The organism is Streptomyces sp. NPDC058240 (assembly GCF_042882135.1).
GTDB lineage: Bacteria > Actinomycetota > Actinomycetes > Streptomycetales > Streptomycetaceae > Streptomyces.
Map to the genome: position 1 here is coordinate 314,187 of NZ_JBHVWT010000003.1, position 20,662 is coordinate 334,848.

Sequence of the window (20,662 nt, forward strand, 5' to 3'; positions counted from 1 at the left end):
CGGTCAGGCCGGGCCGGTCAGCGGGTGGCCGATCAGCATCGTCGGTGCTCCGGCCACCCGGGTCAGGAAGACCGTCGCGGAGTTCGGCCCCTGGAGCTTCATCCGGCGGCGCAACTCCTCCGGTTCGACCGCCGAACCGCGCTTCTTGACGGTCAGGACGCCCACCTTCCGCTCCCGCAGCAGCGCCTTCAGCTTCTTCATGTTGAACGGCAGCTGGTCGGTGATCTCGTACCCGGAGGTGTACGGGGACTCGTACGGCCGGTCGCTCGTGATGTACGCGATGGTCTCGTCGACCAGCCGGCCCTCGCACCGCGCGACGATGTCGGCGACCAGATGGGCGCGGATGACGGCGCCGTCCGGCTCGTACAGATAGCGGCCGACCGGGCCGACGGGCGGGGCGGGCAGCGGGGCCCCGGACCACAGGGTGGCCCGGTCCGGGAGCACGGTGGCGCGGTACGAACCGGCCGCGAAGCCCTCGCCGAACCAGAGCACCGCCTCCTTCACATCGCCGCCGTCCGAGATCCACTCGGCCTCCGCCTGTGCCGGGATCGCCTCGTGCGGGATGCCCGGAGCGATCTTCAGGGCGGCACGGGGGGCCGCGAGCGCGGCGCCGGTCGCCCAGGAGAGCGGCGGCGAGTACGCCTCGGGGTCGAAGATCCTGCCCCTGCCGCCGCGCCGGGCCGGGTCGACGAAGACCGCGTCGTAGGGCGAGGTGTCGATGTCGGCGACATCGGCGCACCGCACCTCGATCAGACCGTCCAGGCCCAGCGCGGCGGCGTTGGCGCGGGCCACCTCGGCGGTCAGCGGGTCGCGGTCCACGGCGAGCACGGAGATGCCCGCCCGTGCGAGCGCGATCGCGTCGCCGCCGATCCCGCAGCAGAGGTCGGCGACGCCGCGCACCCCGCCCGCCTCCGCGAACCGCCGCGCGCGATGGGTGGCCACCGAGGTACGGGTCGCCTGCTCGACGCCGTTCGGCGTGAAGAACATCCGGTACGCGTCCTCGGCACCGAACTTCGCCACCGCCCGCTGCCGCAGCCGCGCCTGTCCCAGCGCCGCCGACACCAGGGCGGCCGGGTGGCTGCGGCGCAGCCGGGTGGCGGTGGCGAGTTCTTGGGCGGGGTCGTACGACCGCAGCTCGTCCAGCAGCGCGGCGCCCTCGGGGGTGCGCAGGGCGATGAAGGCGGCGAGCGGGTCGGGGGCGTCGGACCGGTCGTCGGCGGCGGACGGGTCGTTCGGGGCGAGAGCGTTCACCCGCCCCATTGTGAGCCAGCCGGGTAGACCGGCGGGCCCGGTGGAGGTGTCGGGCCGGGAGGCCGATCACGTGCTGGCAGGATGCGGCGCCATGCAGCTTGTACGGCAAAAGGAAAAAATGACCACGAAGTGGAGTGGATCGGGCATGCCTCGTCCCGAACGGAGGCGGGGCTCCGGCGGGCACCGGCCCGCATGTGCCGTCCTGGCTGCGCTCCTGGTCGCCGCGGTCGGCTCCGGCTGCGCCTCCGGGTCCGGTGGGCAGGCGGGCGGCGAGGCCGAGTACCGGGAGCGGCCCGCCGCCGGGAACCCGGGCCCGGAGGCGGGCACGAACCCCGCCGCCGGACACCCGGGCGGCTCCGGACAGGGCGCCGGCCGGGCCCGCGTACCCGGCGATGCCCATGAGAACGCGAAGCTCGGCCCGGCCGTGCGGGCGAGGCTCGCCAAGAAGTGGGGGCTGGACAAGCCGCCGCTGATCGCACCGCGGCCGCCCGCCGTGAAGCCGCGCATCACCACCCGCGAGGGCTTCGAGGTGAAGGGCGGCGACGACTCGCTGCCGCCGGTCTTCACCACCGTCCCGACCAAGGACCGCGTCGTCTTCCTGACGATGGACGACGGTTCCGAGAAGGACCCCGAGCTGTTGCAGATGATGGACGAGCTGGACATCCCGTACAGCGCGTTCCTCAGCGACTACGAGGTGAGCGACAACTACGGGTACTTCGGCGAGGCGCAGCGGCTGGGCGTCACCCTCAACAACCACACGCTCAACCACCCCTATCTGCCGGGCCTCTCGCACGCCGGGCAGAAGCGCGAGATCTGCGACGAGCAGGACATCATCGAGAAGCAGTTCGGGAAGCGGCCCAGGCTCTTCCGCCCGCCGTACGGCAACTACAACGGGGACACGCTCCGCATCGCGAAGTCCTGCGGCATCAAGGCCGTGCCCCTCTGGAACGCCGAGGCGTTCCCGGACCACATGGAGTGGCGCGAGGAGGACCAGGACCTGCACCCGGGCGACATCATCCTCACGCACTTCCGCGGCCGTGCGGAATGGGACGGCAGCATGGCCGACCTGGTCCGGGCGGTCATGAAGACCGTCACGGACCGGGGCTACGCGGTGGCCCGGCTGGAGGACTACGTATGAGCAGGGCGCGCCGGCTGCTGGCCGGACTGCTGGCAGCCGGTGCGCTCCTCACCACCACCGGCTGCGCACAGTCGGTGGACCCGATCGAACGGCTGGGCCGCAAGGCCGTGCAGCGGGTGAACCACCCGCCGCGGACGCCCGCGGCGGGCCCGACGGCGCGCGGTGATCACGGTGAGCCGGGGTCGATGGTCGTGATCGCGTGCCGTCAGCCGCCGGAGTCCAGGCACTCGCGGTTGTCGCCGCCGCTGAGGCACTGGTGGCCGGTGCGGCCGGGATCGTACAAGGGGGCGGGCGCGGGCGCCGGGTGCGAGCGGCCGTAGTCCTCGTGCCCGACCAGCACCGCCACCACGCACAGCAGCAGCGCCGCCATCAGCCGGATCGCCCCCGCCCGGGGCCAGTTCGCGCGGATCAGCACGACGGCGAACAGGCCGGCCGCCGCGGCGATCCCGCCGAGGACGAGGGCGGGTGTCCAGTCCATCGGCGGCGGGCCCGTCGTCTCCGGGCCGTCGAGGTCCGTTCGCGAAAAAGCCAGTCGGATGGCGGCGACCGCACAGATCAGCCCCTCCAGGAGAACGAGCAGCAGCCCGAGCACCACATCGAGGCAGCCGTTCACGGCGCGCGATTCGTACGGCCGCCGCCCGGAACGCGGGTCCGGCCGCGGGTACGGAGAGGGGCGGGTCATGTCCACACGGTCGTACGGAACGGTCCGGTCCGTCCGGACGTTGTCCCCATGTTGTCCGGACTGTTGTCCGGACCGTCCCCCCGGTCGTCGTGTCCGGCGCCGCGCAGGCGTCGCGGCGGCGACGCCACGACTGCTCGAATTGGCACTCCGCTTGACCGAGTGCTAATCCCGGTCATAGTCTCGGTGCTGGCACTCACCACTGGAGAGTGCCAGCAGTACTGCGCGACTGGCAGGTCCGGCACCCGCGACGACGGATCGACCTGGTCGCCACCCCAAGACTGTTACCCCGTGAGATCTCCGAAGGGGGAGACCGGATCGTGTCGACCGCCAGCACCAAGGTTGCGATCAAGCCGCTCGAGGACCGTATTGTGGTCCAGCCGCTCGACGCCGAGCAGACCACGGCCTCCGGCCTGGTCATTCCGGACACCGCCAAGGAGAAGCCCCAGGAGGGCGTCGTCCTGGCCGTGGGACCGGGCCGCTTCGAGAACGGCGAGCGCCTTCCGCTCGACGTCAAGACCGGCGACGTCGTGCTGTACAGCAAGTACGGCGGCACCGAGGTGAAGTACAACGGCGAGGAGTACCTCGTCCTCTCGGCTCGCGACGTGCTCGCGATCATCGAGAAGTAATTCACCCACGTTTGCTTCTGTTCTGCGCCCCTGGCCCCCGCGAATAACCAGCCGGGTGGTCGGGGGCGCAGTTCGTTCGAGAGGAAAGCTCAGCTCCCATGGCGAAGATCCTGAAGTTCGACGAGGACGCCCGTCGCGCCCTTGAGCGCGGCGTCAACAAGCTTGCCGACACGGTCAAGGTGACGATCGGCCCCAAGGGCCGCAACGTCGTCATCGACAAGAAGTTCGGCGCTCCCACCATCACCAACGACGGTGTCACCATCGCGCGCGAGGTCGAGCTCGACGACCCGTACGAGAACCTCGGTGCCCAGCTGGTGAAGGAGGTGGCGACCAAGACCAACGACGTCGCGGGTGACGGTACGACCACCGCCACCGTGCTCGCCCAGGCGCTCGTCCGCGAGGGTCTGCGCAACGTCGCCGCCGGTGCCTCCCCGGCCGCCCTGAAGAAGGGCATCGACGCCGCGGTCAAGGCCGTGTCCGAGGAGCTCCTCGCGACCGCCCGACCGATCGACGACAAGTCCGACATCGCCGCCGTGGCCGCGCTCTCCGCGCAGGACAGCCAGGTCGGCGAGCTCATCGCGGACGCGATGGACAAGGTCGGCAAGGACGGTGTCATCACCGTCGAGGAGTCCAACACCTTCGGTCTGGACCTCGACTTCACCGAGGGCATGGCCTTCGACAAGGGCTACCTGTCCCCGTACATGGTGACCGACCAGGAGCGTATGGAGGCCGTCCTCGACGACCCGTACATCCTGATCCACCAGGGCAAGATCGGCTCGATCCAGGAGCTGCTCCCGCTGCTGGAGAAGGTCATCCAGGCCGGTGGCTCCAAGCCGCTGCTGATCATCGCCGAGGACGTCGAGGGCGAGGCGCTGTCGACCCTCGTCGTCAACAAGATCCGTGGCACCTTCAACGCCGTCGCGGTGAAGGCCCCGGGCTTCGGTGACCGCCGCAAGGCCATGCTCGGCGACATCGCCACCCTCACCGGTGCGACCGTCATCGCCGAAGAGGTCGGCCTCAAGCTCGACCAGGCCGGTCTGGACGTGCTGGGCTCCGCCCGCCGCGTCACCGTCTCCAAGGACGACACGACGATCGTGGACGGCGGCGGCGAGCCCGGCGACGTCAAGGGCCGGGTCAACCAGATCAAGGCCGAGATCGACGCCACGGACTCCGACTGGGACCGCGAGAAGCTCCAGGAGCGCCTCGCGAAGCTGGCCGGCGGCGTGTGCGTGATCCGTGTCGGTGCCGCCACCGAGGTGGAGCTCAAGGAGAAGAAGCACCGTCTGGAGGACGCCATCTCCGCGACCCGCGCCGCGGTCGAGGAGGGCATCGTCTCCGGTGGTGGCTCCGCTCTGGTCCACGCCGTCAAGGTCCTGGAGGGCAACCTCGGCAAGACCGGCGACGAGGCCACCGGTGTCGCGGTCGTGCGCCGCGCCGCCGTCGAGCCGCTGCGCTGGATCGCCGAGAACGCCGGCCTCGAGGGCTACGTCATCACCTCGAAGGTCTCCGAGCTCGACAAGGGCCAGGGCTTCAACGCCGCGACCGGCGAGTACGGCGACCTGGTGAAGGCCGGCGTCATCGACCCGGTCAAGGTCACCCGCTCCGCGCTGGAGAACGCCGCGTCCATCGCGTCGCTGCTGCTCACGACCGAGACCCTGGTCGTCGAGAAGCCGGCCGAGGAAGAGGCCGAGGCCGCCCACGGCGGTCACGGTCACTCGCACTGACGCCTGACCGCTCAGGGCGCACAGCCGAAGAAGGCCCCCTGTCCCACCGCTCGGCGGTGGGACAGGGGGCCTTCGGGCGTTTCAGGCCGAGTGGCTCAGACTCCCGGAGTGCACGGGGTCCGCGAAGGGCAGACCGGCCGCGAAGCGCTCCATCTCGTCCAGCGCCTGGTCGGCCATCCGGTGCAGCTCGTCGCCCAGCGAACCCGCCACGTGCGGGGTGAGCAGCACATTGGGCAGGGTGTACAACGGCGAGTGCGCAGGCGGGAGTTCGGGGTCCGTCACATCCAGCACCGCTTGCAGCCGGCCGGCCGTCAGCTCGGGCAGCAGTGCCTCCTCGTCGACCAGCGAGCCCCGCGCCGTGTTGATCAGCGTCGTCCCGGTCGCCATGGCGGACAGCTGCGCCGCACCGATCAGATGGTGCGTCTCCGGGAGCTGGGGCGCGTGCACCGAGACGACGGAGCTGCTCGCGCAGAGCTCGTCGAGCGAGGTGAGCCGTACCCCGAGCCGCGCCGCCTCCGCGCCGTCCACGTACGGGTCGTACAGCAGCACGTCCAGGTCGAAGGGGCGCAGCAGCTCGATGACGCGCCGGCCGATGCGGGAGGCGCCGACGATGCCGACCGTACGGCGGTAGTTGCCGGCCCCGTCGAGCTCCGCGAGCCAGTCGTGGCCGGCGCGCAGATCGCGGTAGCGGTGCGCGGTGTGCAGGACCCGCTTGCCGGCGAACAGGATCGTGGCGAGGGTGAATTCGGCGACCGGCAGGGCGTTGGCGCCGGCTGCCGATGCGACGGCGATGCCGCGTTCCCAGCAGGCGTCGGTGATGTGGTGCTTCACGGAACCCGCGGCGTGCACGACGGCCCGCAGCCGGGGCGCGGACGCCAGTACCCCGGCGGTGAGCGGCGTCGCTCCCCAGCAGGTGAACAGCACCTCGGCCTCGGCGAGCGCGGCGGCCACCTCGGGCGTCGGGTCGGCCAGGTCGTGGGCGACGAAGTCCGGGTCGGTGCGGGTGAGGGCGGCCAGCCGGGTGCGGTGGCGGTCGGCGAGGAGGCGGTCGGCGATGCCGGGCCCCATCGCGAGCAGGGCCGTCGGCCGGTTGTCAGTGGTGTGGGGCATGGTGGAACTCGTACTCCTCAGGGCTCGCGGTGAGAGTCACTTGACGCTGCCGGCGGTCAGTCCGGCCTTCCAGTGCCGCTGCAGCGAGACGAAGGCGACGATCAGGGGGATGACGGCGAGGAGGGAGCCGGTGACGACGAGCGGATAGAAGCTCGGCTCGCCGTGGGTGTTGGTGTTCCAGGAGTACAGCCCGAGGCTCAGCGGGAAGAGCTTGCGGTCCGAGAGCATCACGAGGGGGAGGAAGAAGTTGTTCCAGATCGCGGTGAACTGGAAGAGGAAGACCGTCACGAAGCCCGGCATGACCATGCGCAGTCCGATGGACCAGAAGACGCGCAGCTCGCCGGCCCCGTCGATACGGGCGGCCTCCAGGGCCTCGTTCGGTATGTAGCCGGTGCTGAACACCCGGGCGAGATACACGCCGAACGGGTTGACCAGCACCGGGATCAGCACGGACCAGTAGGTGTTGACCAGGCCGGTCTTGGAGGCCAGGAGATACATCGGCAGGGCCAGCGCCGTGGTGGGCACCAGCACACCCATCAGCACGAGGCCGAACAGCTTCTCCTTGCCCCGGAATTCGTACTTGTCGAAGGCGTATCCCGCGGCGACGCAGATCAGCGAGCAGACGATCGCCCCGCCGCCCGCGTACATGAGGCTGTTGAGGTACCAGCGGAAGTAGATGCCGTCGCCGTAGGAGGCCAGGTTCGACAGGTTCTCACCGAGGTTGAAGCCCTCGAAGGAGAACGCGTTGCCCGCGAGCAGGCCGCCGGTGTCCTTCGTGGCGGCGGTGACCAGCCAGACTAGGGGGAAGAGCATGTAGACGACGGCGAGCAGAAGGAAGCCGTTGACGGCGGTCTTCGACATCCAGCGGCCGCGGGAGGCGGGGGAGTTCATGCTTTCTTGCCCTTCCGGCCGGTGAAGCGGGTGACGACGAAGGACAGCAGCGCGGCCGTGAGCGCCAGCAGGATGGAGGCGGCCGCGGCGAGACCGTAGTCGTTGCGCTCGAAGGCCGCGGTGTACGCGTACATGTTCGGCGTCCAGGTGGAGGAGACGGCGGAGCCGGTCCCCTTGTTGAGGATCAGCGGCTCGGTGAACAGCTGGAGCGAACCGATGACCGTGAACAGCGCGACCATCACGAGGGAGGAGCGGATCAGCGGGACCTTGATGCTGAGCGCGGTGCGCCAGGCACCGGCCCCGTCGACCGTGGCCGCTTCGAGCACGGAGCGGTCGATGGCCTGCAACGCGGCATAGAAGATCACCATGTTGTAGCCGAGCCACTCCCACAGGGCGATGTTGACGATGGAGGGAAGGGCGCCCTCGGGGGAGAAGAAGTCGAAGCCGATTCCGCCGGACTCCATGGCGCTGACCACCGGGCTGAGCTGCGGGGTGTAGAGGTACACCCAGATCAGCGCGGCGATGATGCCGGGCACGGCGTGCGGCAGGAAGAGCGCGAGCTGGAAGAACCGGCGGGCGCGGGCCAGCGTGGAGTCCAGCAGCAGGGCGAGGGCGAGGGCCCCGATGAGCAGCAGCGGAATGTAGAACAGGCAGTATCCGAGGAGTACGCCGAAGCCCTCGCGGAACGCCCGGTCGCCCAGGGCCGCCGTGTAGTTGTCGAGTCCGCTGAAGACGGTCTCGGTGCCGCCGAAGCCCAGTCCGGACTGCTTCTCGGTGAACAGGCTGAGCCAGACCGCGTAACCGATCGGCACCACCATGGCCACGGTGAACAGTACGAAGAAGGGCCCCAGCAGGATGGCGGCGGCTCTGGTCGTCCGGGCGCGCTTCATCAGCCTGCGTCCTCGACCTTCAGACCGCGCTTCTTCAGCTCGGTGACCGTGGCGTCGTGCCCGGCCTTCACGGCGTCCTTGATGGTGGTGCCACCGCTCGCGACCTTGCCGAACTGGTCCTTCATGGTGGTGTTCGTCGTGCCGGTCGTCGGGCCCCAGTTCCAGTTCGGGCCGATCGACGTCGCGGCGCCCTCGAACACCTGGTAGATGTCCTCGCCGCCGTAGAAGCCGGCGTCGAAGGACTTCTTGGCCACCGGGCGCAGTGCCGCCGCGGCCGGGAAGGCGCTCGACGTACCGGACTCGATGCGGGCCCTGATGCCTTCCTCGGTGGTCGACATCCAGGTGGCGAACTCGACCGCGGCCTCGGCCTTCTTGCTGGTCCTGGTCACCGCGAAGGTGGAGCCGCCGAGCATGCCGCTGGCCGGCTTGCCGTCCCAGCTGGGCATCGGGGCGACGGCCCACTTGCCGCTCTGCTCGGGCAGCGTGCCCTTGAGGACACCCGCGCCCCAGGCCGCGCCGAGGTAGCCGACGGTGCCGCCGTTCTTGAGGGAGTTGGTCCACTCGGGGCTGAACGAGGCGTTGGCGCGGATCAGGTCGTCGTCGAGCAGACCCTGCCAGTAGTCGGCGACCTTGTTGGTGGCCGCGTCGGCGGTGCTGACCTTCCAGGTGTCGCCCTCGGGCTTGTACCACTGGGCGCCGGCCTGCCAGGCCATCGCCTGGAACGTGGTCGGGTCATCGGGGAAGAAGGTGCCGATCCGGGCCTTCTTGTCGGCCTTCTTGATCTTCTCGGCGGCCTTGCGGAACTCGTCCCAGGTCTTGGGGACCTCGACGCCGTACTTCTCGAACAGGTCCTTGCGGTAGTAGAAGGACTGCGGCGAGGCGTCGAACGGAACGGCCCAGTTCTTGCCGCCGAGCGTCGTCAGCTCGACCGCCTGCGGCAGCAGCTTCTTCTTGATGTCGTCGGTGAAGTACTGGCCGATGTCCTGGAGCGCGCCCTGACTGACGTACTCCGGAAGCTGCGGGTACTCGATGGAGACCAGGTCGGGGGCGTTGCCCGCCTTCACCGCGTTGGAGATCTTGGCGTATCCGCCCGCGTTGCCGGACGGGATCTCCTCGTACACCACCTTGATGTTCTTGTGCGAGGCGTTGAACGCGTCAACGACCTCCTTGGACCCCTTGGCCCAGCCCCAGAAGGTGATGCTGACGGGCTTGCCGTCGCTTCCGGCGGAGGCATCGTCGCCGCTGCCGCCACAGGCCGTGAGGAGGGCGAGGGCGGTGGCGGTGCCGACTACGGCGAGGGACGTTCTGCTCGGACTGCGGCTCACAGCGAGGCTCCTGAACTGGCGGCGACATTGGCGTTGGCCGTGATCCTTGGACCAGTTGTGACCGAAGTCAAGAGCGAAAGATCGATTGATCGAAAAAAGATCAGATAAGTTACGTACGGAAGCGCTGGGCGTACGCTGCGGAACCGGGCGCGGGGGCTGCGGGAACGCCTGCTCCGGGATCTGCCCCCGGGCCTGCGGGACAGCCCTCAGGGGAGGCGCGCCCCGCACGAGTCCCTGACCCTCAGCTGCGGCAGCAGCGTCAGATGGCGCCGGGGTGCGCCCGCGCTCTGGCCCAGCCGCTCCACCAGCAGTTCCGTCGCGTGCCGGCCCACCTCGCGCTTGGGCGGTGCCACCGCCGTGAGCGGTGTGTCGGCGAGCGCCGCCACCTCGTCGTCGTAGGCGATCAGGGCCAGGTCCTCCGGCACCCGCACGCCCAGTTCGGCCAGCCGCTGCACCACCTGGATCGCGTCCACGTCGTTGTGGATCAGTGCCGCCGTCGCCACCCCCGAGAGGACCGCCTCGCGCAGCGCCCGCACGGCCTGCTCGAAGGCGTCCGGGGCGAGTTCGGCCGGTACGGAATCGATCACGTCCTGCGGTGCGCGCAGCCCGAGCACGGCCAGGGCCTCCGCGTACCCGGACCGCACCGCGACGGCGGTCGGGGAGTCCGCGCGGGCCATCAGCAGCGGCGCCCCGTGCCCGAGATCCACCAGGTGGCGCACCGCCAGCAGCACGCCGTGCGCATGGTCCGAGCAGACCCGGTCCAGGCCGTCCAACGGGGAGCCCGCGGTGGGCCTGCGCTCCAGCAGCACGGTCGGCACGGGCAGCGAGGCGATCCAGTCGCCGAACGCGGCGGGGTCGCCCGGGTCCTGCCAGCCGGGCGCGACCAGCAGTCCTTCGGCGCCCGCGGAGAGCAGCCCCTCGGTGCGGGCGTGGTCCTCCTGGGGCCGGTAGTCGGAGATCCGCAGGATGAGCCTGGCCCCGGCCCCGGCGGCGGCCTCGTGGGCGCCGCGGATGACCTCGGCGAAGTAGTAGGTCGACGAGGGCGCGAGCATGCCGAGGACCAGGCCGCTGCCCGCGGAGCCGGGTCCGGCGGCCGTGCCCGGGGCGGTGTCCTGCGGCCAGGACACCGATCCGTGCACCCGGTCCAGGAGGCCGCGGCCGGCCAGCTCCTCCACGTCACGGCGGGCCGTCACGGGCGAGACGCCGAGCTGCGAGGCCAGGTCCGAGACCCGGGCCGAACCCCGTTCCCGTACCAGTCCGAGCAGGCGGTCATGACGTTCAGCAGCACTTTCGCGCACGGCAGCAGTCCCCTCGCAGTGTGTGGCCCGGACCCCGGTCCGGCCAGGTGCCGGGGCCGTTGTCCGACCCTAGGGTCTTTCGTTCGGACCAGGCCGGGCTCGCGGAGCCTGGTGCGCACGCTCGCCGCGTTGTCGTCGGTCGCCATGGCTCCGCCATGCCTCCCTCCTCCGCCTTGCGATCGCACGCACCGGGCTCCGCTCCCTGAGCGGGCCTGATCCAAACAAAAGACCCTAGACCAACGCGATCGAACGATGGGAGTTTCGATCATTCAAACGCAATCCATTGACGTTCGATCAATCCAAGTCCAGGATTCCGGCGATGCGGACTCGTCCCGCCCCCACCCCGACTGTTCGTCCCGACCCTGACCGTTCGTACGGAGGAATTGTGAGACATCGCGTCACTGCTGCGGCGCTCGCGGCCCTGACGGCCGCCGGCAGCCTGACCGTCGCGGGCCAGACCGCCGCACAAGCCGCACCCACCGGCCGTACCTTCCACGTCGACTGCGCCGCGGACCCGGCCGGCGCCTCCGGCAGCAAGCAGCACCCCTGGACCTCGCTCGCCGAGGCCAACGCGCACACCTACGGCCCCGGTGACCGGCTCCTCTTCAAGCGCGGCGCCACCTGCACCGGCACCCTCGCCCCCACGGGCACCGGCTCCGCCCGCGCCCCGTTCACCATCGCCGACTACGGCAACGGCCCGGCCCGCGCCAGGCTCGACGGCGCGGGTGCCCACGATGTCGTCCTGCTCTCCAACACGCAGTACGTGCACCTCAAGGCGCTGGAGATCACCAACGCCGACAACCCCGGCAGCGAGCGCAACGGCGTCCGGCTCCGCCTCACCGACTACGGCGTCGCCCGCGGCTTCGACATCTCCGGCCTCCACATCCACGATGTGCGCGGCGGCGACTACAAGACGGTCTCCGGCTCCAGCGCGATCCACATCGCCGTCGAGGGCAAGGCGAAGGCCAGCTGGTACGACGGTCTGGACATCGGGAACAACCGCATCGAGGACGTCGACCGCGAGGGCATCTACTTCAAGTCGACCTTCTCCAAGCGCGATCTGGTCGGTCAGCAGCAGGACCCGAACGTGTACCCGGGGGAGTGGACGCCCAGCACCGGAGTCCGCATCCACCACAACACTCTCAAGTCCCTGGCCGGCGACGGCATGAAGCTCGACACCACCAGCGGCGCCCGCGTCGACCACAACCGGGTCGACGGCTTCCAGCTCCGCTCGCCCTCCGCCAACGCGGGCATCTGGACCTTCAACACCGACGACACGACCGTCGAGTACAACGAGGTCTCGGGCGGCGGCAACACCCACGACGGGATGTCCTTCGACGCCGACGGCGCCTCCCAGAACACCGTCTTCCAGTACAACTACAGCCACGACAACAAGGGCGGCTTCCTGCTGATCTGCCCGTACAGCGGCGCCAAGACCATCGGCACGGTCGCCCGCTACAACGTCAGCCGCGACGACGGTGCCCGCCTCATCCAGAACTGCTGGGGCCCGATCCTCGGCACCGAGATCTACAACAACACCTTCCACAACAAGGAGCAGATCCCCGGATACCTCGTCCAGGACGACGCCGGCAGCCCCGCCACCACCCAGCACGAACTGGCCATCCGCAACAACGTCTTCGTGAGCGAGGGCACCGGCGGCTACGCCTTCAAGAACCCGACCCCCGGGCTCTCCTTCGACCACAACGCCTTCTACGGCATCGACATGACCCGCCCGAACCCCGGCGGCATCACGGCCGACCCGAAGCTCCGGGCCGACTTCCGGCTCGGCGCGGGTTCGCCCGCCCTCGCCGCCGGAGCCGTCATCGAGAACAACGGCGGCAAGGACTACTTCGGCAACGCACTGAAGCCCGGCGCCCCCAACATCGGCGCCTACGCGGGCCGCGGGGTGCGGTAACCGACCGCTCACTGAGGACCGTACTTGCGGCCTGTCTTGGAGGTGACCCCTCCGAGCAGGCCGCGCGGCGTCACCTTCACGAGCCCCATCAACGCCTTGTACCGCGGGTCCGGGACCGAGACCGACTTGCCCCGTGCCAGGTCCGCCAGGGCCGCCTCCACCAGCTTGTCCGCGTCGAGCCACATCCAGCCCGGAATGTTGCCGGTCCCCATCCCGGCCCGCTGGTGGAACTCCGTCCGTACGAACCCCGGGCACAGCGCCATCAGCCGCACCCCCGAACCGGCCAGGTCCTTCGCCGCGCCCTGGGTGAACTGCACGACCCACGCCTTGGACGCGCCGTACGTCCCGCGCGGCACGAACGCCGCCACCGAGGCCACGTTGACCACCCCGCCCCGGCCGCGCTCCCGCATCCCGGCCGCGGCCGCGGAGGTCAGCCGCAGCACCGCCTCGCAGTGCACCTTCAGCATCTTCAGCTCATCGGCCATGGGCACGTCCAGATAGTGGCCCTTGTTGCCGAACCCGGCATTGTTGACCAGCAGATCGACCGGATGCCGACGGTCCGTCAACCGGTCCTCGACCGCGGCGATCCCCTCGTCCTCGGACAGATCGGCCCTCAGTACCTCGGCCTCGATGCCGTGCCGGTCGTGCAGCTCGGTCGCCTGCTCGCGCAGCCGCTCGGTGTCACGTGCCACCAGCACCAGGTTGTGCCCATCGGCCGCGAGCCGCCGCGCGAAGGCGGCACCGATCCCCGCGGTCGCGCCCGTAATCAGTGCAGTCGTCATACGCGGCACGTTAGTGCCTGTCAGGCACGCCGCGATCAGCCGTCCGCCGCCGACTTCTCGACGTACTCCAGAGCGGCACGCAGCGCCTCGGGATGCAGCGCGTCCCCCGCCGCGAGCAGCCCCGGCAGCAGGTCCCGCCGTGTCGTCGCGGCCAGGAACTCCATCTGCACGGTGACGTCGTGGTCCGGGCGGTGCACGATCTCGACCGGGTCCCCGGCCCGGATCCCACCCGGCTCGATCACCCGCAGATAGGCGCCGGGAGCCGCCGCCTGCGTGAACCGCCTGACCCAGCGCGGTTCGTCGAGATGACCGGCGAACGTACGGCACGGAATCCGGCCCGACGTCACCTCCAGCACCAGATCGCGGCCGATGCGCCAGCGCTCGCCGATCCTCGCACCGCTCACGTCCAGCCCGCGGGTCGTCAGGTTCTCGCCGAACGAACCATTGGCCAGCGGGCGGCCGAGCTCCCGTTCCCACGCGTCGAGTTCCTCGCGGGCGAAGGCGTACACCGCCTGGTCGGAGCCGCCGTGATGACGCAGATCGCACACCGCGTCCCCGGCCAGACCACTGCCGCCGGTGCCCTTGGGCCCGGGGTCGGTGACGCGTACGGGCCCGTCGGCCGGCCGCTTGTCGATGCCGGTCACGCCCGCGGGGGCGTCGGTGTGGTCGACGGCCTTCGGCCGTCCCACATTCACGGTCAGCAGCCGCATCGGCTCTGCCGGTTCGATGGACGTCATACGGAGACGCTAACCATTCCACCCTCAAAGATGCATTGCAATAACTCACACCCGACCCAAGAGTCGCTTATGGTTGAGAGGTGATCGAAGCCCGTCATCTCCGTGTCCTGCGCGCCGTGGCCGCCACCGGCTCGTTCTCCGCCGCCGCTCGCGAACTGGGTTGCACCCAGCCAGCGGTCAGCCAGCAGATGAAGGCCCTGGAGGCATCCGCGGGCACTACGCTGCTGATCCGTACGGGACGCGAGATGCGGCTCACCCAGGCCGGCGAGGCTCTTGTCCGGCACGCCTCCGGCATCCTCGCCGGCCTCACCGCCGCCGAGGAGGAGGTCGCCGCCATCGCCGGTCTGCGGGCCGGCCGGGTCCGGCTCGTCTCGTTCCCCAGCGGCAGCTCCACCCTGGTCCCCGGCGCCCTCGCCGCACTGCGCGAGGCCCACCCCGGCACCCGGGTCTCGCTGGTGGAGGCCGAACCGCCGCGCTCGGTCGAAATGCTGCGCGAGGGCGACTGCGACATCGCGCTGGCGTTCCGCTACGGCGCCTCCGGCACCGAATGGGACGACCTGGTCGTACGCCCGCTGCTCACCGACCGGCTGATCGGCCTGGTTCCCGAGGGCCACCGGCTGTCGGGTTCCGCCGCGGTGGGCATCGCCGATCTGGCCGGGGAGTCGTGGATCGCGGGTTGCCCGCGCTGCCGCCGCCAGCTCGTGGAGGTCTGCGAGGAGTCGGGCTTCACTCCCCGGATCGACTTCGCCACCGACGACTACCCGGCGGTGGTCGGCCTGGTCGGCGCCGGACTCGGGGTGGCCGTGCTGCCGGAGTTGGCGATCGAGTCGGTACGTCCCAAGGGGGCGTGCACCGTGACGGTGGAACCGGCCATCGAGCGGGAGATCGTCGCGCTGACCCTGCCCGACCTGGCCCAGGTTCCGGCGGTGGCGGCCACCTTGGACCGGCTGTCCCTGGCGGCCGCCCGCTGAGCGGCCTGCCGATGACCCGGCCCCTCGTCGTGGCCGGGTGAATCGCGGAAACGTTTCTGTATTTGCGGTACGGGTGCGGCGGGTCAGCCGTGCCCGGACGGGGAGGGAACGCCCGAGGGTGCCGCCGCCGCGATCAGCCGGCTGCGGGCCCGTCCCATGAGCTCCTCGCGCTCGTCCTCGGTCAGTCCGCCCCACACCCCGTAGGGCTCTCGTACCGCCAGGGCGTGTGCCGCGCACTCGGCACGCACCGGGCATCGCATGCAGACCTCTTTCGCCGAGTTCTCGCGGGCGCTCCGTGCCGCCCCGCGCTCACCCTCCGGGTGGAAGAACAGCGAACTGTCGACCCCGCGGCAGGCCGCCAGCAGTTGCCAGTCCCATAGATCGGCGTTGGGTCCGGGAAGGCGGGAGAAATCTGCCATTGCTTGTCCCCTCGAAACCATGCTGAGTCGGAAACGTCGTTGTCATCCGTCATCGACCGTGCCCACGACCGTACATCTACGGTGTAAGTAGATGTAAATATGACTGATTGCGAATCTATCCACAGACACCAGCAAAAGGGAAGAAAACCCGCTAAATGGGGCATACCTTCATGTGAAGATTCGGTTGACTGATGGATGATCCGTGCCGTTCTCCTCCGTGTGCGCCCCCTCACGTAGAGTGTCGAACCCGCTTGTCCGACCCGTAACTCTTTCGAGTGACCATCGTTGAGAGGGCGGAGGCGGTTGACGAAAAAAGCGATCGGGCAGGTGTCCGAGAGTGTCAACCGCACAGGTGACGACTTGTAACAGCCTGGAGGCTCAAGGTGACGCGCATCAGCTGCGGAGGACGGTCATGACATCCGTCCTCGTCTGCGACGACTCCCCGCTTGCCCGAGAAGCGCTCCGTCGCGCGGTCGCGACCGTGCCCGGCGTCGAGCGGGTGACGACGGCGGCCAACGGCGAGGAAGTCCTCCGCCGCTGGGGCGCCGATCGTTCGGATCTGATTCTGATGGACGTACGCATGCCCGGTCTCGGAGGTGTGGAGACGGTCCGGCGGCTGCTCTCCGCCGACCCCGGGGCCAGGATCATCATGCTGACCGTCGCCGAGGACCTGGACGGTGTCGCGCTCGCGGTCGCCGCCGGTGCCCGCGGCTATCTGCACAAGGACGCCTCCCGTGCGGAGCTGCGCGCCACCGTCACCCAGGCGCTGGCCGATCCGACGTGGCGGCTCGCTCCGCGCCGGCTGCGGTCGGCCGAGATGGGTGCGGCGCCGACGCTCACGGCGCGTGAGATCCAGGTGCTCGAAGGGATGAGCCACGGCCGTTCGAACGCCGAGATCGGCCGTGAGCTGTTCCTCTCGGAGGACACGGTGAAGACGCACGCCAGGCGTCTGTTCAAGAAGCTCGGCGCCTCGGACCGGGCGCACGCCGTGGCGCTCGGCTTCCGCTGGGGCCTGGTCCGCTGAGGTCCGGCCGTGGCCGGCAGTCGATCGATTCCCCGTCCGCGCTCCGGCGGACGGGGCGACGTGACCGACGTGCGCGGGACGGGTTCCGCTCCCACCGCGGAGCCCGTCGCGCCGACGGTATGTGACGCTTCCCGGCCGATGCCGCATCCTTGAGATGTGGAGTTCCTCGGGAACGATTCGGTCGAGCGGAAGGGGAGGGCGCAGGACATGACTTCCGGCGCACCCGCTCATAACGCTTCGGTGCACAACTACGGACGCGGCGGCACGGATGACGCGGCTCCGGGGCACCATGGTCCGATGCGCGACGACGAGACGACGGGGATCGGTGCCCTGGTGCACCGTGCCGTCGAGGGCGATGCGCAGGCCACCCATGATCTGCTGGCCCATGTCCATCCTCTCGCGCTGCGCTACTGCAGGTCGCGGCTGAACCGGCTGCCCGGTGACGCACGCCACTTCGTGGAGGACCTGGCGCAGGAGGTCTGTGTCGCGGTGCTGATGGCGCTGCCGCGCTACAAGGACACCGGCAGACCCTTCGAAGCCTTCGTGTTCGCCATCGCGGGCCACAAGGTCGCCGATCTCCAGCGCGCCGCCATGCGGCACCCGGGATCGACGGCCGTGCCGTCCGACGAGATGCCCGAGCGGCCGGACGATTCGCTCGGGCCCGAGGAGCGCGCCCTGCTCAGCAGCGATGCGGCCTGGGCGAAGAAGCTCCTCGCCAACCTCCCGGACAACCAGCGCGAGCTGCTCGTTCTCCGGGTCGCCGTCGGACTGACCGCAGAGGAGACCGGACAGATGCTGGGCATGTCGCCGGGTGCTGTCCGGGTCGCCCAGCACCGGGCCCTGAGCAGGCTGCGGGCCCTCGCGGAGCAGTGAGCGGACCCGGTCGGGTCCGTACGGAAGGTTCCGTACGAAGCTACAGAACCTCTGGGTGATCTTGCTCGTGGAATGAGACACCCCCGGAGGCCGTTAGCATGGACATCCGCACCGATCAAGGCCATTTGAGGAAGGTGTCATGACTGCAAACGTCGACGGAGTGCCCGAGAAATTCGCGACGCTCGGGCTGACATACGACGACGTGCTGCTGCTGCCCGGCGCATCCGAGGTGCTGCCCAACGCAGTCGACACCTCGTCCCGCATCTCCCGCAACGTGCGCGTGAACATTCCGCTGCTCTCCGCGGCGATGGACAAGGTCACCGAGTCCCGCATGGCCATCGCCATGGCGCGGCAGGGCGGCGTCGGTGTGCTGCACCGCAACCTGTCGATCGAGGACCAGGTCAACCAGGTCGACCTCGTGAAGCGCTCCGAGTCCGGCATGGTGACCGACCCGATCACCGTGCACCCGGATGCGACGCTGGCCGAGGCCGACGCGCTGTGTGCCAAGTTCCGCATCAGCGGCGTCCCGGTGACCGACCAGGCGGGCAAGCTGCTCGGCATCGTCACCAACCGCGACATGGCGTTCGAGTCCGACCGCAGCCGTCAGGTGCGCGAGGTCATGACGCCGATGCCGCTCGTGACCGGCAAGGTCGGCATCTCCGGCGTCGACGCCATGGAGCTGCTGCGCCGCCACAAGATCGAGAAGCTTCCGCTGGTCGACGACGCGGGCGTGCTCAAGGGCCTCATCACGGTCAAGGACTTCGTGAAGGCCGAGCAGTACCCGAACGCGGCCAAGGACGCCGAGGGCCGCCTCCTCGTCGGCGCGGCCGTCGGGGCCAGCCCCGAGGCCCTGGAGCGCGCGCAGGGCTTGGCCGAGGCGGGCGTGGACTTCCTCATCGTCGACACCTCGCACGGACACAACAGCAACGCGCTGAACTGGATGGCGAAGATCAAGTCCAGCGTCGGCGTCGACGTCATCGGCGGCAACGTCGCGACGCGTGACGGCGCGCAGGCCCTGATCGACGCCGGTGTCGACGGCGTCAAGGTCGGCGTGGGCCCCGGCTCCATCTGCACCACGCGCGTGGTCGCCGGTATCGGCGTCCCGCAGGTCACCGCGATCTACGAGGCCGCTCTCGCCGCCCGCGCGGCCGGCGTCCCGGTCATCGGCGACGGCGGTCTGCAGTACTCCGGCGACATCGGCAAGGCGCTCGCCGCCGGTGCCGACACGGTCATGCTGGGCAGCCTCCTCGCGGGCTGCGAGGAGTCTCCCGGTGAGCTCCTCTTCATCAACGGCAAGCAGTTCAAGTCGTACCGTGGCATGGGTTCCCTCGGAGCGATGCAGTCCCGCGGGCAGGGCCGTTCGTACTCCAAGGACCGCTACTTCCAGGCCGACGTGGCCTCGGACGACAAGCTCGTGCCCGAGGGCATCGAGGGCCAGGTGCCCTACCGCGGCCCGCTGGCCAACGTGCTGCACCAGCTCGTCGGCGGCCTTCGCCAGACGATGGGCTACGTGGGCGCCGCCTCCATCGACGAGATGGAGACCAAGGGCCGCTTCGTCCGCATCACGTCCGCAGGGCTCAAGGAGAGCCACCCGCACGACATCCAGATGACGGTCGAGGCGCCGAACTACAGCCGCAGCAAGTAGCCGCCGACAGTGCCAGGGGCGGCCCCGGGACTCCCGGGGCCGCCCCTGGCGCGCATGTCGGGGATACTGGAAGGCGCTGAAACGCAGAGGGAAAGGCCACACACGTGACTGAGATCGAGATCGGGCGCGGCAAGCGCGGCCGCCGGGCGTACGCATTCGACGACATCGCCGTCGTTCCGAGCCGTCGTACCCGCGACCCGAAGGAGGTCTCGATCGCCTGGCAGATCGACGCCTACCGTTTCGAGCTGCCGTTCCTGGCCGCTCCCATGGACTCCGTGGTCTCCCCGCAGACCGCGATCCGCATCGGTGAGCTGGGCGGCCTCGGCGTCCTCAACCTCGAGGGCCTGTGGACCCGGCACGCCGACCCGCAGCCGCTGCTCGACGAGATCGCCGAGATGCCCGTCGAGTCGGCGACCCGCCGCCTCCAGGAGATCTACTCCGCCCCGATCCAGGAGGAGCTGATCGGACAGCGCATCAAGGAGGTGCGCGACTCCGGTGTCGTCACCGCCGCCGCGCTCTCCCCGCAGCGCACCGCGCAGTTCTCCAAGGCCGTCGTCGACGCGGGCGTGGACATCTTCGTCATCCGTGGCACGACGGTCTCCGCCGAGCACGTCTCGGGTGCCGCCGAGCCGCTCAACCTCAAGCAGTTCATCTACGAGCTGGACGTCCCGGTGATCGTCGGCGGCTGCGCCACGTACACCGCCGCCCTGCACCTGATGCGTACCGGCGCGGCCGGTGTCCTCGTCGGCTTCGGCGGCGGCGCCGCGCACACCACGCGCAACGTCTTCGGCATCCAGGTCCCGATGGCGACCGCGGTCGCCGACGTGGCCGGTGCCCGCCGCGACTACATGGACGAGTCCGGCGGCCGGTACGTGCACGTGATCGCGGACGGCGGCGTCGGCTGGTCCGGCGACCTGCCCAAGGCCATCGCCTGCGGCGCGGACGCCGTGATGATGGGCTCCCCGCTGGCCCGTGCGACGGACGCGCCCGGTCGCGGCCGTCACTGGGGCATGGAGGCCGTCCACGAGGACGTGCCGCGCGGCAAGCTGGTGGACCTGGGCTCGGTCGGCACCACCGAGGAGGTCCTGACCGGTCCTTCGCACACCCCCGACGGCTCGATGAACATCTTCGGCGCGCTGCGCCGGGCGATGGCGACGACGGGGTACAGCGACCTCAAGGAGTTCCAGCGCGTCGAGGTCACGGTGGCGGACTCGCAGCACCGCCGCTGAGTGTTCCGAGCATGACGGGAGGGCCCGGACCGCAGCTGCGGTCCGGGCCCCCCCGTGTGCGCGGGGTGCGGTTCCCGAACAAGGGCCCCCCCCTTCTGATCCGGCCAGACCCCAAAAAAAAAAACCAACCGG

19 protein-coding genes are annotated in these 20,662 nt (G+C 70.0%); 9 read left to right on the forward strand and 10 right to left on the reverse strand.

What is annotated here, in order from left to right; genetic code table 11:
- Nucleotides 1-3: 3 nt before the first annotated feature.
- Complete coding sequence (locus ACFVX4_RS09310) at nucleotides 4-1,260, reverse strand: methyltransferase domain-containing protein (protein ID WP_389973610.1); 1,257 nt, start codon at nucleotides 1,258-1,260, stop codon at nucleotides 4-6.
- Between the two features lie 136 nt (nucleotides 1,261-1,396).
- Here ACFVX4_RS09310 and ACFVX4_RS09315 point away from each other — a divergent pair, with 136 nt between their 5' ends.
- A complete protein-coding gene (locus ACFVX4_RS09315; RefSeq protein WP_389973613.1) occupies nucleotides 1,397-2,389 on the forward strand; it encodes a polysaccharide deacetylase family protein in 993 nt (330 codons plus the stop codon).
- A 205-nt stretch (nucleotides 2,390-2,594) separates the two neighbouring features.
- Here ACFVX4_RS09315 and ACFVX4_RS09320 read toward each other — a convergent pair whose 3' ends face one another.
- Nucleotides 2,595-3,071 carry a DUF6234 family protein gene (locus tag ACFVX4_RS09320; RefSeq protein ID WP_389973615.1) on the reverse strand — a complete coding sequence of 159 codons (477 nt, stop codon included), beginning with the start codon at nucleotides 3,069-3,071 and terminating at the stop codon, nucleotides 2,595-2,597.
- Nucleotides 3,072-3,388: 317 nt separating this feature from the next.
- Between ACFVX4_RS09320 and groES the strand changes: the two genes are divergently transcribed.
- Nucleotides 3,389-3,697, forward strand: coding sequence for a co-chaperone GroES (groES, locus tag ACFVX4_RS09325; RefSeq protein ID WP_093540722.1), 309 nt, complete (start codon nucleotides 3,389-3,391; stop codon nucleotides 3,695-3,697).
- A gap of 98 nt (nucleotides 3,698-3,795) precedes the next feature.
- Entirely contained in the window at nucleotides 3,796-5,421 is a 1,626-nt protein-coding gene (gene groL / locus ACFVX4_RS09330; RefSeq protein ID WP_389973618.1) for a chaperonin GroEL, read from the forward strand.
- 81 nt (nucleotides 5,422-5,502) lie between these two features.
- Here the strand turns inward: groL and ACFVX4_RS09335 are convergent, their stop codons facing one another.
- The 5 genes from ACFVX4_RS09335 to ACFVX4_RS09355 form a co-directional block, all read right to left on the reverse strand.
- Nucleotides 5,503-6,531: a hydroxyacid dehydrogenase gene (locus ACFVX4_RS09335; protein WP_389973621.1), complete on the reverse strand. Its 1,029-nt coding sequence runs from the start codon at nucleotides 6,529-6,531 to the stop codon at nucleotides 5,503-5,505.
- A gap of 36 nt (nucleotides 6,532-6,567) precedes the next feature.
- Nucleotides 6,568-7,422: a carbohydrate ABC transporter permease gene (locus ACFVX4_RS09340; RefSeq protein WP_266415381.1), complete on the reverse strand. Its 855-nt coding sequence runs from the start codon at nucleotides 7,420-7,422 to the stop codon at nucleotides 6,568-6,570.
- Nucleotides 7,419-8,312, reverse strand: a complete 894-nt coding sequence (locus tag ACFVX4_RS09345) for a carbohydrate ABC transporter permease (RefSeq protein ID WP_389973624.1) — start codon at nucleotides 8,310-8,312, stop codon at nucleotides 7,419-7,421. The genes ACFVX4_RS09340 and ACFVX4_RS09345 overlap by 4 nt, the downstream gene beginning before the upstream one ends.
- Nucleotides 8,312-9,637, reverse strand: a complete 1,326-nt coding sequence (locus ACFVX4_RS09350) for an ABC transporter substrate-binding protein (protein ID WP_389973627.1) — start codon at nucleotides 9,635-9,637, stop codon at nucleotides 8,312-8,314. The genes ACFVX4_RS09345 and ACFVX4_RS09350 overlap by 1 nt, the downstream gene beginning before the upstream one ends.
- Before the next feature lie 206 nt (nucleotides 9,638-9,843).
- Entirely contained in the window at nucleotides 9,844-10,935 is a 1,092-nt protein-coding gene (locus tag ACFVX4_RS09355) for a substrate-binding domain-containing protein (RefSeq protein ID WP_389973630.1), read from the reverse strand.
- Between the two features lie 385 nt (nucleotides 10,936-11,320).
- On the opposite strand from ACFVX4_RS09355, the gene ACFVX4_RS09360 reads away from it, so the two are divergent.
- Entirely contained in the window at nucleotides 11,321-12,850 is a 1,530-nt protein-coding gene (locus ACFVX4_RS09360) for a right-handed parallel beta-helix repeat-containing protein (RefSeq protein ID WP_389973633.1), read from the forward strand.
- Nucleotides 12,851-12,858: 8 nt separating this feature from the next.
- Here the strand turns inward: ACFVX4_RS09360 and ACFVX4_RS09365 are convergent, their stop codons facing one another.
- Both ACFVX4_RS09365 and ACFVX4_RS09370 read right to left on the reverse strand, forming a co-directional pair.
- A complete protein-coding gene (locus ACFVX4_RS09365; RefSeq protein WP_093540714.1) occupies nucleotides 12,859-13,632 on the reverse strand; it encodes an SDR family oxidoreductase in 774 nt (257 codons plus the stop codon).
- 35 nt (nucleotides 13,633-13,667) lie between these two features.
- A complete protein-coding gene (locus ACFVX4_RS09370; RefSeq protein WP_389974010.1) occupies nucleotides 13,668-14,342 on the reverse strand; it encodes an MOSC domain-containing protein in 675 nt (224 codons plus the stop codon).
- Between the two features lie 107 nt (nucleotides 14,343-14,449).
- Here ACFVX4_RS09370 and ACFVX4_RS09375 point away from each other — a divergent pair, with 107 nt between their 5' ends.
- Nucleotides 14,450-15,340: a LysR family transcriptional regulator gene (locus ACFVX4_RS09375; protein WP_389973636.1), complete on the forward strand. Its 891-nt coding sequence runs from the start codon at nucleotides 14,450-14,452 to the stop codon at nucleotides 15,338-15,340.
- Between the two features lie 83 nt (nucleotides 15,341-15,423).
- On the opposite strand, the gene ACFVX4_RS09380 is transcribed toward ACFVX4_RS09375, so the two are convergent.
- On the reverse strand, nucleotides 15,424-15,759 hold the full coding sequence (locus ACFVX4_RS09380; protein ID WP_124716892.1) for a WhiB family transcriptional regulator: 336 nt from the start codon (nucleotides 15,757-15,759) through the stop codon (nucleotides 15,424-15,426).
- 412 nt (nucleotides 15,760-16,171) lie between these two features.
- Between ACFVX4_RS09380 and ACFVX4_RS09385 the strand changes: the two genes are divergently transcribed.
- From ACFVX4_RS09385 to ACFVX4_RS09400, 4 genes are all read left to right on the forward strand, one after another.
- The gene (locus ACFVX4_RS09385; protein WP_003948568.1) at nucleotides 16,172-16,783 is read left to right on the forward strand and encodes a response regulator transcription factor; all 612 of its coding nucleotides are present in this window, start codon (nucleotides 16,172-16,174) and stop codon (nucleotides 16,781-16,783) included.
- Nucleotides 16,784-17,080: 297 nt separating this feature from the next.
- Nucleotides 17,081-17,656: a sigma-70 family RNA polymerase sigma factor gene (locus ACFVX4_RS09390; RefSeq protein ID WP_072486721.1), complete on the forward strand. Its 576-nt coding sequence runs from the start codon at nucleotides 17,081-17,083 to the stop codon at nucleotides 17,654-17,656.
- Between the two features lie 139 nt (nucleotides 17,657-17,795).
- Entirely contained in the window at nucleotides 17,796-19,301 is a 1,506-nt protein-coding gene (guaB, locus tag ACFVX4_RS09395) for an IMP dehydrogenase (protein ID WP_389973639.1), read from the forward strand.
- A 104-nt stretch (nucleotides 19,302-19,405) separates the two neighbouring features.
- Nucleotides 19,406-20,530 carry a GuaB3 family IMP dehydrogenase-related protein gene (locus tag ACFVX4_RS09400; protein WP_072486665.1) on the forward strand — a complete coding sequence of 375 codons (1,125 nt, stop codon included), beginning with the start codon at nucleotides 19,406-19,408 and terminating at the stop codon, nucleotides 20,528-20,530.
- Nucleotides 20,531-20,662 lie beyond the last annotated feature (132 nt).